Raw genomic sequence first — 15,869 nt, 5'->3', positions numbered from 1 at the left:
GACTCACTAATCCCGACCAAGTTGTCACTGCCTTCATTAGTGGCCAATTAGTGTGGTTTAGTGGTTTCAAAAAAACATGCCTCGTAAGCGCGAGATTCCCGCCCCTGCCGAACCCGACACGCTCGACCTGATCGTGCGCGGCGGCCGGATCGTGACGCCCGAGGGCGTGCACGACGCGGAACTCGGCATCCTTGAGGGCAAAATCGTGCGCCTCGCGCCCGAGGTCACCGACCGCACCCACGCCGAACTCGACGCGGCTGGCCGCTACGTCTTCCCCGGCATCATCGACGCCCACGTCCACTTCAACGAGCCCGGCCGCACCGAGTGGGAAGGCCTCGCCCATGGCTCCCTGGCCCTCGCGGCCGGCGGCGGCGCCTGCTTCTTCGACATGCCGCTCAACTCCGAGCCGCCCTTGCTCGACGCCGCCGGCCTCCGCACGAAGCGCGCGCTCGCCGAGCAGCAGGCCTGCACCGACTTCGCCCTCTGGGGCGGCCTCGTCCCCGGCAACCTCGACAAACTCGCCGGCCTGCGCGACGCCGGCGCGATCGGCCTGAAAGCCTTCATGTCCAACAGTGGCATCGAGAGCTTCCCGCGCGTGGACGCCAAGTCACTGCACGCGGGCATGAAGCGCGCCGCCAAGCTCGGCCTGCTCGTGGCCGTCCACGCCGAGGACGACGCCCTTGCCTCTCAATTCACGAACGCCCAGCTGGCGAAGAAGAAAACCGACGCCAAGGCCTGGCTCGCCTCGCGCCCGGTCGAGGTCGAACTCGCCGCCATCCGTCAGGCCACGGAGTTCGCCGGCGAGACCGGCTGCGCCCTGCACATCGTGCACGTCAGCAGCCCCGAGGGCATCGCGCTCATTGAGGAAGCCCGCGCGCAGCGGGTGGATGTGACCGCGGAGACCTGCTCCCACTACCTGCTGCTCACCGACAAGGACGTGGCCAAGCTCGGCGCCCCCGCCAAGTGCGCCCCGCCCATCCGCGACGAAAAGCGCCGCCTCGCGCTCTGGGACGACCTGCGCGCCGGCCGCATCCACACGGTCGGCTCCGACCACTCGCCCTCGCCACCGGACCTGAAGACTTCGCCGAACTTTTTTGAAATCTGGGGCGGCATCGGCGGCGTGCAGCACGGTTTTCAGCTGCTGATGAATGCCTGCGCCGCAACCGCCGACAAGGACTTCCCCCGGCTCGCCGCGGTGCTCGCGCGCAACGTCGCCCGCCGCTTCCGCCTCGACGGCCGCAAGGGCCGTTTGGCCGAGGGCCTCGACGCCGACTTCTGCCTCGTGGAGCTCGGCGCACCCCACAAGATCACCGCCGCCGAACTCTGGACTCGCCACCCGATCAGCCCCTATATCGGCCGGACCACCCGGGCGCGGGTGACCCACACCTACGTGCGCGGTCGAGCCATCTGGTCCGACGGCAACGTTTCACCCGGCAGTCCCAAGGGTCAGTTCCTGAACCCAGAAATCTAGCCACAGAAGGCACAAAAGGCGCAGAAACAGATTCCATGGATCCGGCTTTGCTCTCCCCCTTTGGCGTCTTTTGTGCATTTTGTGGCCATTCCTAACTCTTCGCCTCCCATGCCCGAACTCTTTGGCCACACCCGCGCCCACGTCGGTCCCCGGCACGCGCTCCTCACGCCGCACAACCACGTCGCCAGCGCCGTCCCGGGCATCTCGGGCGCGACCTCCGTCATCCTGATCAATGAGGCTATGGGCGCGAAGTTCGCCCAGCTGCAGGTGACCTTCCAGGCCGAGGGCCGCGCCGGCCAGCCTGCGGGGCCGTCGCAGACCTTCGGCTACGTCATGGAAGGCGGCGGCACGCTCGCCGTCGGCAAGCTCAAGGCCAAGGTCAACGCGGGCTGGTATTTCTACGCCCCGGCCGGCCAGACCTGGAGCCTCACCGGCGTGAAGCCCGGCACGCAGGTCACGCTGTTCCAGAAAAAATACGTCCCGCTCCCCGGCACCGCCGCGCCCGCGCCGATCATCGCCGACGCCGACAAGGTCAAGGGCACGCCCTTCCTCGGCGACCCGGCGGCCAACCTGCAGGTGCTGCTGCCCGACGATCCGGCCTTTGACATGGCCGTGAACGTCTTCGCCTACCAGCCCGGCGGCCATCTGCCCTTCGTCGAGGTCCACGTCATGGAGCACGGCCTGCTGATGCTCGGCGGCCAGGGCGTCTATCGCCTCGAGGACTCCTGGTATCCCGTCGAGAAGGGCGACGTGATCTGGATGGGCCCGTATTGCCCGCAATGGTTTGTCGCGATGGGCAAGACTCCTGCTAGCTACCTTTACTACAAAGACGTCAACCGGGCTGCCCTGTAATCGTTCTCGTTCTCATACTCGTTCTCATTCTCTCGGCTCTTTGGAGAAGGAGAACGATTAAGTGAACGAGAACGACTCGGAAGGTTGCTGTCCGAGTAATCTTCTTCCCGTGGCCACCACCTCCTTCTTCGAATTCATCCTCAACGGCGCGCCCGTGCGCGTCGAGGGTCTGCCGCCCACGACCACCCTGCTCGACTGGCTGCGCACCACCGGCCGCACCGGCAGCAAGCAGGGTTGCGCTGAGGGCGACTGCGGCGCCTGCACCGTGGCGCTCGTAGAGCGCGATGCCGCCGGCAAACCCACCTACCGCGCGCTCAACAGCTGCATCGCCCTCCTGCCGATGTTTGCGGGTCGCGAGGTTGTCACCGTCGAGGGACTGGCTGGCTGCGGGGCCAAGGACCAGGGACAAGGGACGAAAGAGCATGAACTGCACCCGGTGCAGAGCTGCATGGTGAAGAACTTCGGTTCGCAGTGCGGCTACTGCACGCCGGGGTTCGTGATGTCGCTGTTCGAAGGCCACTACCGCAAGGACTGCACCGGCCCCGCAGCCATCAACGACCAGCTCTGCGGCAATCTCTGCCGCTGCACCGGTTACCGCGCCATCCGTGACGCCGCGCTGGAGGCGTTCAACCCTTCCTCTGTAGGGTCGGCGCTTGCGCCGACCTCGCGCACGAAGGTCGCCGCAAGCAGCGACCCGACAAAAGACAAATTTGCAGCCCGCCTCAAAAAACCCGTCCCCGCCCCCACCGCGCTCGACTACGCCGCCGGCCCCGACCGCTTCCTCCGCCCGACCACGCTCGGCGAGCTTTTCCGGCTCCAACGCAAGCACCCCGGTGCTCGCCTCGTGGCTGGCGCCACGGAGATCGGCGTCGAGCTGAACAAGAAATTCAAGGCCTTCCCGCTGCTCCTCTCGACGGAGGCCGTGCGGGAGCTGACGCAGATTCGAAAAACCACCGCCGGCTGGCGCATCGGTGCGGCCGTCACGCTGACCGCCATCGAGGAAAAGGTCGTCCCGCACTATCCGCCGCTCGCGAAGATGCTCCGCGTCTTCGCCGCGCGCCAGATCCGCAACCGCGCCACGCTCGGCGGCAACATCGCCACCGCCTCCCCCATCGGCGACAGCGCGCCGCTGCTCCTCGCCCTCGACGCCTCGCTGGTGCTCGCCTCCGCGCGTCGCACGCGCACCGTCGCGCTGGCCGATTTCTTCACGGGCTACCGTCAGACCGCCCTCAAGCCGGGCGAACTCATCAAGGAGATCATCCTGCCGAAGTTTGCTCCCGGCCGCGGCCTCAAGCGGCGCGCGGATTTCGTGAAGGTTTCCCACCGGCAGGAACTCGACATCAGCATCGTGGCCGGCGCGTTCTGCGTGGACACCGACCGCAAGGGCATCGTGCGCTCCGCCCGCCTCGCTTACGGCGGCGTGGCCGAGCGACCGAAACGGGCTCTGAAGACTGAGGCGTTGCTGATCGGCAAAAAGTTGACGGAGTCCGTGGACGCCGTAGCTGAGACTCTCACCGCGGAGTTTACCCCCATCGACGACGTGCGCAGCGGCGCCGCCTACCGGCGCGGTCTCGTCGTCTCGCTCTGGCAGAAGTTCATCTCCGGCGAGCAGAGCCTCGTGCACGACCTGCCGCCCGACTACGCTTACCAAGGTCCTTGGCCGGTGGACGAAGCCACCAAGGCCCTGCGCCACGAGAGCGCCGTCGGCCACGTGACCGGCCGCGCGCTCTATGTAGACGACACCGCGCAACGACGCCCGATGCTCGATGTGTGGCCCGTCATGGCCCCGCACTCGCGCGCGAAGATTCTCCGCCGCGACGCCTCCGCCGCCCGGAAGGCTCCAGGCGTGGTCTCCGTGTTGCTCGCCGAGGACATCCCCGGCGAGAACAACACCGGCCCCGCCCGCCACGACGAACCCCTCTTTGCCAAGGAAGAAGTCTGCTTCCACGGCCAGGTCGTGGCGCTGGTCGTCGGCGAATCCCCCAAGGCATGCCGCGAGGCCGCCGCGTTGGTGAAGGTGGATTACGAACCGCTACCGCCCCTCCTTGGCATCCAGGCGGCCATCGCCGCCAACAGCTTCCACACCGACTGGCATGCCCTGAAACGCGGCGATGCCGCCGCCGCGCTCGCGGCCGCGCCGCAGTCCTTTGCCGGCGAGTTTGAGTTTGGCGGACAGGAGCACTTCTACCTCGAGACGCAGGCCGCGTGGGCCGAGCCCGGCGAGGATGACACGGTCCTGATCCACTCCTCGACCCAGCATCCCTCCGAAATCCAGGCCATCGTCTCGGAAATACTTCATCTGCCGCGCCACAAGATTGTCGTGCAGGCCCCGCGCATGGGCGGCGGCTTCGGCGGCAAGGAAACCCAGGGCAACGCCATCGCCGCCTATGTCGCGCTCGCCGCGCGCCGGACCGGCCGCCCGGTCCGCTTGCAACTGGATCGCGACCTCGACATGGCGCTCACGGGCAAGCGCCATCCTTTCCACGCGAAATTCCGCATCGGCCACGATGCCGAGGGCCGCGTGCTCGCCGCGCAGGTGGAGCTGGTGTCCGACGGCGGCTGGTCGCTCGACTTGTCGCTGCCCATCGCCGATCGCGCGCTGTTCCACCTCGACAACGCCTATTACCTGCCCGCGGTGGACTTCCGCTCGCGCGTCGCGAAGACCAACGTCACGTCGCACACCGCCTTCCGCGGCTTCGGCGGCCCGCAGGGCATCATGGTCATCGAGGAGATCATGGACCGCGTCGCCCGCCGCACCGGGCTCGCCCCCGAGGTGGTGCGCGCGCGCAACCTCTACCACGGCATCGGCGAAACCAATCGCACGCACTACCACGAGGATATCGGTGACAACCGTATCCAGGCGATGTGGAAGCAGGCGCTTGACCAGGCGATGTTCGCCGAGCGGCGCGCCAGCATCGCCGATTGGAACCGCACCCATGCACGCATCAAGCGCGGCCTCGCGATCACCCCGGTGAAGTTCGGCATCAGTTTCACCCTGACGCACTACAACCAGGCCGGCGCGCTCGTGCTCATTTACCAGGACGGTTCCGTGCAGGTGAACCACGGTGGCACCGAAATGGGCCAGGGCCTGCACACGAAGATCCTTGGTATCGCCGCGCGCGAACTGGGCCTGCCGGCGTCGGCGATCCGGATGATGACGACCAGCACCGATAAGGTGCCCAACACCTCCGCCACCGCCGCCTCCAGTGGCGCCGACCTCAACGGCATGGCTGTCGCCGCCGCCTGCACCACGTTGCGCGAGCGGCTTGCGCCCGTGGCCGCGGGACTGCTGGCGGCGCCAGCGGATGACATCGTATTCTCCAACGGCGAAGTCTTTCCCCGGGCCCACCCCGACCTGCGCCTGCCCTTCGCCAAGGTCTGCGCCAAGGCTTACACGGAGCGCGTCAGCCTGTCTGCCACCGGCTACTACAAAACGCCCGGCATCCACTGGGATTGGAACACGGCGACCGGCCGGCCGTTCCACTACTTCGCCTGCGGCGTGGCCGTGGCCGAGGTTGAGGTGGACGGCCACACCGGCATGCAGCGCGTGCGGCGAGTGGACGTTGTGCACGACGTCGGCGACTCCCTGAACCCCGGTATCGATCGCGGCCAGATCGAGGGCGGCTTCGTGCAGGGCCTGGGCTGGCTGACCAGCGAGGAACTCAAGTGGGACGCCAAGGGCCGCCTCCTCACGCACAGCGCCAGCACCTACCAGATTCCCGCCATGAGCGACGCACCGCCTGAGTTCAACGTCACGCTCATGCCCCGTGCCGGACAGGCCAACACCATCCACGGCAGCAAGGCCGTCGGCGAGCCGCCGCTCATGCTGGCCTTCAGCGTCCGCGAAGCCATCCGCGACGCCGTGGCCGCCTTCGGCCCGGCTAGCGGCGAGGTGCACCTCGAGTCGCCGGCCACAGGCGAGGCGATTTTCGCGGCGATCCAAGCCCGGCTCAAGGCCGGGCAAACGCCAAAGGTCCAAATCACAAACGCCAAATAGGGCGGAATTGCCCGCGTGTCCGCGATGGAGATGGGCCTAGCGGTCCCGCGCTGGATCGGGTGTAGGGTCGGACCTTGGTCCGACCTCGCGCACAAGGTCGGCGCAAGCGCCGACCCCACATAGAAACAACCCGTTCACCCCTTCGGAGTTTTTTGGCGTTTGGCGTCTGTCGGTTGAGGCTTGAGCGCGTCGCGCTCGGTGAGCAACTGCGCCGCAATGCTCAGCGCGATTTCCCTCGGATCATTGCTGCCGAAGGGCAGACCAACCGGGCAATGAAACTGCTTCGCCCGTTCGGCGGGCAGGCCGTCGGCGATCATCTCGCGGCGCAGGACCTCGGCCTTGGCTTCGCTGCCGATGACGCCGATGAAGGGGAAATTCCGCTCGGCCAGGGCGCGCTGCAGCACAGGCCGGTCGCTGGCATGGCCCTTGGTCAGGCAGAGCAGGAAGGCATTCTCCGGCATCGTGGGCACGAGTTCCTTGGGCTCGTCGGCCTGGATGAAGCGGATGTTGGCGCTGCGGGGCAGGCGGTCGAGCCACTCGCGGCGCGGGTCCACAACGGTCAGCTGGCAGTCGAGCGGCGCGAGCACGGGAACCAGCGCCTGCACGACATGACCTGCGCCAAAGATCCAAATCGGCCAAGCTGCCCCCACCCCACCCGCAGCATGCGGCTCAAAATACAACTTCACCGATCCGCCGCAGGTCATGCCGACATCGGTCTTAAGCGTCCAATTCACAAAGCGCGGCGCCGAGGCGCCGGCTGCCAGCATTTCCTGCGCGAGCGTCAACGCCCTGGCCTCGACCTTGCCGCCGCCGACGGTGCCGGCGTGCAGGCCGGCAGCGGTCACGAGCATCTTGGCCCCGGTGTCCTGCGGTGTGCTGCCCAGCGCCTCGACGAGCACCACCAAAACGAAACCCTGTCCTTCGCGCTGGAGCGCGGTCAGTTGTTCGTAGAGGGAAGGCTGGCTCATGGGCGCGACGACGTGAGCAGGCAACGTGCCCGGCCGGCCCCGCTGCGGCAAGGGTGAAGCCAGACGTTCGCGAACGAGGGGCTGATCTGCCTTGCCGCTCGCTCGCCGAGCAGCCCGCGCTTAATCCGCAGGCGAAAGCGTGGCCAGGGGACGACCACTTTGTCGCTGCGCGCCAAAGCGGCTACACTTAAATCTTAACCGCGCTAGCTAAGCCAGCGCCAGACGGTCGCCACGGCGAAGGTCACGAGGAAGCCAAGCGCGAGGGGCAGCAGCGTAGCCAGGGCGGTCCAGCGCTTGCAGCCGGTTTCCTTGTAGATCGTGTAGATCGTGGTGCTGCACGGGTTGTGGAGCAGGCTGAAGAGCATGAGATTCACGCCCGTCAGCACGGTCCATCCGCCGGCGGTGAGCACGGCCTTCACGTCGGCGTCGGAATCCAGCTCGAACATGACGCCCGCGCCCTCGCCCACCCCGGCCATCCGCGTCACCAGCACCGTGAGCATGAGGATGGTCGGGACGATGATCTCGTTGGCCGGGATGGCCACGATGTAGGCGAGCAGGATGACACCGTTGAGCCCGAGCGCCAGGCCAAGCGGGTCGAGGCCGTGGATCACGTGCTCGGCCACGCTCACACCGCCGATCTGCACGTTGGCGGTCAGCCAGATCACGGCGCCGGCGGGTGCGGCGAACACGATGGCGCGCCACAGCACGAGCAAGGTGCGGTCGATGAGCGAGGTGTAGAGCGTCTGCCAGAAGCGCGGCGGCCGGTAGGGCGGCAGCTCGAGGTTGAAGGTGGAGACCTCCCCCTTCAGGACGGTGCGCGACAGCGCCCAGGCGGTGAGAAAGGTGAACGAAACGCCCAGCAGCGCCACGCCGACCACCGCGCCCGCCGAGACGATCCCCGCGAGCTGCGAGGGTACGAGCGAGCCGAGGAAGAGCGATGCGATCAGGATCTGCGTCGGCCAGCGGCCGTTGCAGAGGGCAAAGTTGTTGGTGATGATCGCAATCAGGCGCTCGCGCGGACTGTCGATGATGCGCGTGGCAACGACGCCGGCGGCGTTGCACCCGAAGCCCATCATGGTGCTCATGGCCTGCTTGCCGTGGGCGCCGGCCTTCTGGAACAGCCGGTCGAGGTTGAAGGCCACGCGCGGCAGGTAGCCGAAATCCTCAAGCAGCGTGAACATCGGGAAGAAGATCGCCATGGGCGGCAGCATCACGCTGATGACCCACGCCGTCGCGAGATAGATGCCGTCCACCAGCAAGCCGCTCAACCACCACGGCAGGCCGCCCGCGACTTCGCGGAGCCACGGGTAGATATTCCCGACCAGCAAATCGGCGAGCAAGGCCGAGGGCACGTTGGCACCGCTGACCGTGAGCCAGAACATCAGCGCGAACAGCGCGAACATCACCGGGAATCCGAGCCAGCGGCTCGTCACAATGCGATCCAGGGTGCGGTCGAAGGTCGGGCGGGCGGCGCGGCCGGGACGACTCACCGCGCGGTCGGCGATGCGGGCGGCGTCGGCGTAGATCGCTTCGACGAGATGCTCGTGCACGTCGCCGGCAATGCCTTCGCGGAGACGGCGGGCCTCCAGCAGGATGCGTTCGGGCGGAGTGACGGAGGTTGGCGTGGAGGCGGACATGGCTCAGGTCGGTTGCGCCGCGGCCGGGCGGCCGAGGTTTTCAATGTCGCCGCGGCGCAAGGCCTCGGCGATCTGGTCATCGCCGCCCAGCAGACGCATGGCGACCCAGCGGGGATTGGGCAAACCGGGATAGGCGGTCTCGAGTTGCCGGCAAAGCTGGTTGAGCGGATGTTTCAGCGCCGCCGGTTCGGAACTCATGCGGTGCGGACGCGACACGCTCGTGGCGACGGCCATGTCGTGGATCGCCTGCAGCAGTTCCGGCAACCCTTCGCCGCCACGCGCTGCGGTGGGGATGACGGGCACGCCCAGGTCTCGGGCCAGCTGGCGGTCGTCCACGGTGACGCCGTGGCGGCGCGCCTCGTCCATCAGGTTGAGACAGAGCACGGCCCGGTCGGTGATCTCGAGCACCTGCAGCACGAGGTTGAGGTTGCGCTCCAGGCGCGTGGCGTCGGCCACGACCACGGTCACGTCGGGCTGGCCGAACAGGATGAAGTTGCGCGCCACCTCCTCGTCGGGGCTGGTGGAGAGCAGCGAGTAGGTGCCGGGCAGGTCCACGAGCTTGAAGCGTTTGCCCGTATAGTCGAAGCCGCCCTCGGCGCGCGCGACGGTCTTGCCAGGCCAGTTGCCCGTGTGCTGGCGCAATCCGGTCAGGGCATTGAAAACGGTGCTCTTGCCCGTGTTGGGATTGCCGGCGAGGGCAACGACGTAGTCCCAGCGGTCCATCGAGACGCCGAGCTTCTTGAGGCTCGCCGCGCGGTAAACGGAGCAGCTGGCGCAGGCCTCGTTGGGCGCGGCCGGTGCGGGGGATGGAGGAACGACCGGGCTCATGCGGCCTCCTCCCGCGGCAGAGTGATGCGGATGAGCGCGGCCTGTTGACGCCGGAGCGCTACGACCGAGCCGCGCACGCGGTAAGCCGTCGGATCGCCGACGGGGCTGACCAGTTCGACGCGAACCACCGTGCCGGGCACGAAGCCGAGATCCAACAGCCGCCGCCGGGCAGCGCCGCGGCAGGCGGGAGATAGCCCGAGCACGGCGGCGGTCTGCCCGGTTCGCAGTTCACTGAGGGCGGAGTCAAATTCGCCGGCGACCTCCGGGCGCAGCGCCACGGCCACGTTGCTGGCCTGGACGGTGTTCAGGCGAAGCCGCTGGCGGTCAGCCGTGAGGAGATCAAGATGGTCGCGGGTGCGGTGCTCGACACGGGCCTGCAGGCCGGGACGCAGCCCCAAGGCCAGCAATTGCCGGTAAAGGATCTCGGGCTCGTCTTCCAGGTGCACGACTTCGAACCAGCCGCCGGGCTCCACTTCCGTGAGCAACTGGCCGGAATCAGCCGCCACCTCGCCGTCACGCGCCGGAATGGAATCGCCATGGGGATCAAGCAGCGGATGCCCCAGCTTGGCCGCGAGGCGATCGGTCTCCTCGCGCGTCAGCAGGTGCTCCTGCCGCTCGGCGTGGCGGTGCCAGTCGGTCTCGGCCACGCCGGTCTGGTCGGCGAGAAAACTTTCCCACAGCCGGTGGGCGCGCACGACATGCCGCGCGAGTTCGCGGCCGGCGGGTTGCAGCCGCGGTGCGCCCTTCTCGAACGAGAGCAGTCCGCCCTTCTCCAACTCGGCCAGCAACGCGGCGGCCGCATCCTCCCCGAGGCGCAGGGCCCCGGCCACGCTGGTCACGGAGCAGGTCCGGCCGTTCACCTCCGCCTTGAGGATGTGTTTCAACGCATCCTCCTGCCGGGCGCGCGCCGCCAGTTTGCGACCCGCCAGCCAGCGGGCCGCCAGCCCTTTTCCTGGCCAGAAAAGGGTCAGCGCCAGAATCGCCAGCAGCACGATGATAAGGAGGTCTTTCATGTCAGAAGCCGAAATTGAAGCGGATGACGTGGTTCCAGTCGGCCGCGCCGCGGGAGAGGCCCTTGTAAACGGCGAAGTCCCACCAGGTGTTTTCGGAGACCGCGAGGGTCACGCCGGCGCCCATGACGCCCTCGCTGGCCGAGGCCCCGGACGATTTGCCCAGCGCCACCTCGCCATAAAGCCCCACCGCCTTGGTCAGCGACCGAGTCAGCGACGCCGAAGCATACCAATACGTATCGTAGCCATCGTCATTGTCGTTTCGCAGAAAATCCAGCTCGGCCATGATGTCACAGTGGAAGCCACCGGCCAGATTGGTGGACCACGGAACGATGAAGCCGCCCTCGAGCGCGTCGTTGCCCACGCCGCCCGAGTTGGTCGGGATCTTCACGTAGGGCAGCAGCGCGATCATCGTGCCCGACTCGGGGTTGTCGTAGAAACGGTATTTGGTGCGCACGTAGAGATCACCGATGCCGCTGTTGCGCTCGGTGAACCCGCCCGACTCGAACTTCTGGCTGATGAAGAGTTCAGCTCCAACCTGCACGTCCCAGTTTTCGGTCAGGCCCGTGGAGACAAATACTGAACCGGCGCCCACGGCCGTGTATTTTCCGCCTCCCTCCTTGTCGAGGGTCAGCGAAAGCGCGTCCATCTCGATCAGAAAGCTGCCCGGCGCCACGGTCGCGGGATGCTCCGTGATCTGGGCCCCGGCCCAACCGGCGGCCAACAGCAGCGAGGCGAGGACGAGCGAATGGCGTAGAGCGCGATACATAATGTAGCCTTAGCTACACTTTGAACTCGACTTGTCAAGCCCCCGGCCGCATGCCTCCCTCATCCCTGTGAAAAAAGCCGTCCGCGCCCCCCGGAAATCCGTCCGCCCCTCCGCCCTGCAGGCCGAGTCCCTGCAGCAGACGCGGCGCGAACACGCCTCCGAGACCGCCGAGGACTACGTCGAGGCCATCGCCGATCTGACCGCCGCCCACGGCGAGGCCCGCGTGGTGGACCTCGCCCGCCGGCTCGGCGTGACGCACGTCACGGTCAACCGCACCCTCGCCCGCCTCCAGCGTGAGGGCTACGTGAACGTCCAGCCGTATCGCGCCATTTTCTTGTCCGACAGCGGCCGCACGCTCGCCGAGGAGTGCCAGCACCGCCACGGCATCGTGGTCGCCTTTCTGCGCTCGCTCGGCATCCCCGAGAAAACCGCCGAGATCGACGCCGAGGGCATCGAGCACCACGTCAGCCCGGCCACGCTGGCGGCCTTTGCGAAGCACTTGGGACGCTGAACCGCGCCGCGACGGCGTGTGGGCGAGGCATGATTCGTCTCGCGACCAGTCGGCGGGCGTGGCTGATTTCCGGCATGCACCCCGTCCGCACCCTCTTCTGCGGTCTGTCCCTGTTCCTGTTCTCCGCGGCCGGCCTTGCGGCCCCGCTCCTGCCCATCCGGGTCCACTCCGGCGGCCATCATCTCGAAACCACCGACGGCCGGCCGTTCTTCTGGCTCGGGGACACGGCCTGGTCGCTGCTTCACGCCACCGACCGGGATGAATGCAGCTATTACCTCCGCACCCGGGCGGACCAAGGTTACACGGTGATCCAGGTCAACGTGCTCGCGGAAATGGATGGCGTGCGTCGTCCCACGGCACTCGGCCTGAAACCGTTTCACAACCTCGACGCCGCGCGCCCGGTTGACGCCTACTTCGACCGCTTCGTCGAATTGGTGGACGAGGCCGCGGCGCGCGGGCTTTATGTGGCGGTGCTTCCCGCCTGGGGTGACAAGCTCACGGCGCCTTGGGGCGAAGGCCCCCGGCTCTTCGATCTCACCAACCTGCCGGTCGTCCGCGCCTACGGCCGCTACCTGGGGACCAAATTGCGGGGCCGCACCAACGTCATCTGGATGCTGGGCGGCGACCGTCCCGCCCTGCTCGACCCCGCCCGCCCCAACGAATACCCCTCTTCGGCCGGCATCGCCGCCGGCTTCCCGCCGGACCACGACTGGCGGCCGGTCTGGCGCGAGATGCTCGCCGGCCTCAACGAAGGCTACGGCGCCAAGGCACTGACGCTCTACCATCCGCCCGGCGGCCATTCCAGCACCTCGTTCATGCTCTCCGGCGAGTCCTGGCTGGATGTCCATGCCTGGCAGAGCGGGCACGGCGGCGGGCGAGACGTGCCCGTCTGGGAGTCCATCGCGAGTGATTATGCGCGCAACCCGCCCAAGCCCGTGCTCGATCTGGAGCCGAACTACGAGGACCACCCGGTGAGCCCGTGGCCGGTCTGGGATCCGGCCAACGGGTATTTCCGCGATCATGACGTTCGCAAGCAGTGCTTCCGCTCGGTTTTCGCCGGCGCGGCGGGCGTCACCTACGGCCACCATGCGGTGTGGCAATTTGCCGGCCAGCGCAACGCCCCGGTCAATTTCGCCGACCGCGATTGGGTTGATGCCCTGCACCGCCCGGGCGCCCGGCAGATGATCCACCTGCGGCGTCTCATCGAATCACGCCCCTTCTTCAACCGGGTGCCCGATCCCTTGCTGGTGGCGGCGCCCGGCCGTGATCGCTCGCGCCACCTCGTCGCCTGCCGCGAGGCCGAGGGCAGCTACGCGTTCGTGTATTTTCCGGAAAGCGAGCAGACGGCCATCGTTGACCTCAGCCGGCTGAAACCGGGCACATTCCGCGTGCGCTGGTATGACCCCCGCACCGGGGCATCCCGGGATGCCGGCACGATTTCCGGACCGGGACCGCGCGAACTGCGGAGCCCGGCAAACGGCCCGGACTGGGTGCTCGTGCTGGACCATACCGGCGCCGGCTACCCGGCCCCCGGCATGTAACCCGGGCTCCGCCCACAACCGGCGCGCAGCGCCCGCCAATTTACGAACGGTCTTGCGGCTTTACCCGACGAAGCGGGTGGCTAGCCTGTAGCCGTAACCAACCCCAGTGACCGGCGCGACCCGCCCGGGCCGGGCCGGCCTCCAACCCAGGAGACCACGATCATGAACGGCACCCGTCCTGCGGACATCCGCAATTTCGCCATCGTGGGCCACGCCAGCTGCGGCAAGACGACCCTCGCAGAAGCCATGCTTCTCTGCGGCGGCGCCATCAACCGCCTCGGCTCCGTGGCCCAAGGAACAACGGTCTCCGACTATCACGTCGGAGAACAAGCGCGTCACATCTCCATCCACGGGACGCCGCTCAACTGCGAATGGCAGGGGCGGCGTCTCAATTTTATCGACACCCCCGGTTACCTCGACTTCTCGGGCGAGGCCATCAACGCCCTGCGCGTGGCCGACTTCGCCCTCGTCGTGATCCACGCCGGCCACGGTATCGGCGTGGGCACCGACCTCATGTGGGAACAGGCCGGCGCCGTCGGCATCCCGCGGATGATTGTCGTCACCGGCTTCGACAAGGAGAAATACGATTTCGACACGCTGCTGGAGGAAGTGCGCGACCACTTCGGCCAGGGCGTCTTCCCGCTGGCCCTCCCGCTCGACTCCGGTCCGGGCTTCCACCGCGTGCTCGACGTCATGCGCAGCGAGGTCTGCAGCTATGCCGCCGACCGCTCCGGAAAATACACCGAGGAGCCCGCCGCCGGCCCCGAGAAGGCCCGCGTGGACGCCCTGCACAAGGAGCTCATCGAGCACATCGCCGAGAGCGATGACACGCTGCTCCAAAAATATTTCGACGAGGGCGGACTCTCCGAGGAAGTCCTGCGCACCGGCATCCACCCGGCGCTCCAGAACCAGGTGTTCATCCCCCTCCTGTGCGTTTCGGGCGAGACCAACGTCGGCGTGGCCCGGCTGATGGACTTCATCGCCAAATACGGTTCCTCCCCCGACGACCGGCAGACCATCGGCGCCATTGCCACGGCCACGGGCTCGCCCGTCCTCGTGCGCCTCGACGGCGGCGAACCGGTCGCCTACGTCTTCAAGACCCTGACCGATCCGCAGACCGGCGACCTGTCCATTTTCCGCGTCTATTCCGGCACGGTCAAATCCGGCATGGAGATGCACAACAGCGAGCGGCGTGTGGCCGAGCGCATCGGGCCGCTCTACCGGCTCAACGGCAAGAACCGCACCCCCGTCGAGGCGCTGCACGCCGGCGACATGGGCGCCGCCATCAAGCTCCGCGACACCCACACGGGCAACACGCTGTGCGACGCGCGGCACGCCGTCGCACTGCCCAAGCTCACCTACCCCACGCCCTACACCCATGCGGCGCTCAAGCTCAACGCGCCCGGCGACGAGGAGCGCCTCGCCGCCGGCCTCGCCGCCTTGCACGAGGAGGATCCGGCCTTCAGTTACCATACCGACGCCGAGCTTCACCAGTTCATCATCTCGGCGCAGGGCGAGCTACATCTCGAAGTCCTCTTCGAGCGCCTGAAGCGGCGCTACAAGGTGGACGTGTCGCTCGAGCCGCCGAAGATCCGCTACCGCGAGACCATCCGCGGCAAAGGCGAAGCCCGCTACCGCCACAAGAAGCAGACCGGCGGCGCCGGCCAGTTTGCCGAGGTCTGGCTGCGCATCGAGCCCGGCCCGCGCGACACCGGCCTGAAATTCGCCGAATCGCTGGTCGGCCAGGACGTGGACCGAGTGTTTGTGCCCTCCGTCGAAAAGGGCGTGAAGACCTGCGCCGGCGAAGGCGCCCACGCCGGCTACCGCATGACGGACGTAAAGGTGGAGTTTTACGGTGGCAAAATGCACCCGGTGGACTCCAAGGACATCGCCTTCCAGATCGCCGGCTACTTTGCCTTCCGCGAGGCCTTCGCCTCCGCGCAGCCGGTGTTGCTGGAGCCGATCCACGAGCTGGAAATCCGCGTGCCCGAGGAATTCGTCGGCCGCGTGGTCGGCGACCTTTCCGGTCGACGCGGCCGCATTCTCGGCATGGACGTGGCCGGCCGCCTCCAGGTCATCAAGGCGCAGGTCCCGGCCGCGCAGCTCTACCACTACGGCACCGTGCTGCGCTCCCTCACCGGCGGCCGCGGCCTCCACAGCGAAAAATTCGCCCACTACGAGGAGATGCCCGCCGACCAGGAGAAAAAACTCGTCGAGGAATACCAGCGTGCCCGCGCCGCCGGCACCGCGAACCACAATCACACCCATTGACACCCCGGCTTAAG

At 67.5% G+C, this 15,869-nt stretch carries 11 protein-coding genes; 6 read left to right on the top strand and 5 right to left on the bottom strand.

What is annotated here, in order from left to right; all coding sequences use genetic code 11:
• Positions 1 to 76: 76 nt before the first annotated feature.
• From allB to xdhB, 3 genes are all read left to right on the top strand, one after another.
• On the top strand, positions 77 to 1,471 hold the full coding sequence (gene allB / locus ESB00_RS06865; RefSeq protein WP_129046968.1) for an allantoinase AllB: 1,395 nt from the start codon (positions 77 to 79) through the stop codon (positions 1,469 to 1,471).
• Between the two features lie 108 nt (positions 1,472 to 1,579).
• Positions 1,580 to 2,323, top strand: coding sequence for a (S)-ureidoglycine aminohydrolase (gene allE, locus ESB00_RS06860; protein WP_129046967.1), 744 nt, complete (start codon positions 1,580 to 1,582; stop codon positions 2,321 to 2,323).
• Between the two features lie 109 nt (positions 2,324 to 2,432).
• Positions 2,433 to 6,320, top strand: coding sequence for a xanthine dehydrogenase molybdopterin binding subunit (gene xdhB / locus ESB00_RS06855; RefSeq protein ID WP_129046966.1), 3,888 nt, complete (start codon positions 2,433 to 2,435; stop codon positions 6,318 to 6,320).
• Between the two features lie 134 nt (positions 6,321 to 6,454).
• Here xdhB and xdhC read toward each other — a convergent pair whose 3' ends face one another.
• From xdhC to ESB00_RS06835, 5 genes are all read right to left on the bottom strand, one after another.
• Positions 6,455 to 7,288 carry a xanthine dehydrogenase accessory protein XdhC gene (gene xdhC, locus ESB00_RS06850; protein WP_129046965.1) on the bottom strand — a complete coding sequence of 278 codons (834 nt, stop codon included), beginning with the start codon at positions 7,286 to 7,288 and terminating at the stop codon, positions 6,455 to 6,457.
• 203 nt (positions 7,289 to 7,491) lie between these two features.
• The gene (locus ESB00_RS19960) at positions 7,492 to 8,925 is read right to left on the bottom strand and encodes a nucleoside recognition domain-containing protein (RefSeq protein ID WP_164976081.1); all 1,434 of its coding nucleotides are present in this window, start codon (positions 8,923 to 8,925) and stop codon (positions 7,492 to 7,494) included.
• A gap of 3 nt (positions 8,926 to 8,928) precedes the next feature.
• Positions 8,929 to 9,753, bottom strand: a complete 825-nt coding sequence (locus ESB00_RS20230) for a FeoB small GTPase domain-containing protein (protein ID WP_164976080.1) — start codon at positions 9,751 to 9,753, stop codon at positions 8,929 to 8,931.
• A complete protein-coding gene (locus ESB00_RS06840; RefSeq protein ID WP_129046964.1) occupies positions 9,750 to 10,766 on the bottom strand; it encodes a metal-dependent transcriptional regulator in 1,017 nt (338 codons plus the stop codon). Before ESB00_RS06840 ends, ESB00_RS20230 begins: the two co-directional genes overlap by 4 nt.
• Position 10,767: 1 nt before the next feature.
• Positions 10,768 to 11,532 carry a transporter gene (locus ESB00_RS06835; RefSeq protein ID WP_129046963.1) on the bottom strand — a complete coding sequence of 255 codons (765 nt, stop codon included), beginning with the start codon at positions 11,530 to 11,532 and terminating at the stop codon, positions 10,768 to 10,770.
• Between the two features lie 67 nt (positions 11,533 to 11,599).
• Between ESB00_RS06835 and mntR the strand changes: the two genes are divergently transcribed.
• From mntR to fusA, 3 genes are all read left to right on the top strand, one after another.
• Positions 11,600 to 12,043, top strand: coding sequence for a manganese-binding transcriptional regulator MntR (mntR, locus tag ESB00_RS06830; protein ID WP_179954375.1), 444 nt, complete (start codon positions 11,600 to 11,602; stop codon positions 12,041 to 12,043).
• Positions 12,044 to 12,117: 74 nt separating this feature from the next.
• Positions 12,118 to 13,584 (top strand): glycoside hydrolase family 140 protein, encoded by a 1,467-nt coding sequence (locus tag ESB00_RS06825; protein ID WP_129046962.1) that lies wholly within the window; start codon positions 12,118 to 12,120, stop codon positions 13,582 to 13,584.
• A 162-nt stretch (positions 13,585 to 13,746) separates the two neighbouring features.
• Complete coding sequence (gene fusA / locus ESB00_RS06820; protein ID WP_129046961.1) at positions 13,747 to 15,855, top strand: elongation factor G; 2,109 nt, start codon at positions 13,747 to 13,749, stop codon at positions 15,853 to 15,855.
• The last annotated feature ends 14 nt before the right edge of the window (positions 15,856 to 15,869 follow it).

The sequence above is a fragment of the Oleiharenicola lentus genome (assembly GCF_004118375.1).
Lineage (GTDB): Bacteria > Verrucomicrobiota > Verrucomicrobiia > Opitutales > Opitutaceae > Lacunisphaera > Lacunisphaera lenta.
Note: the sequence above shows the minus strand (reverse complement) of the source record. Positions and strands in the feature narration are given on the sequence as shown.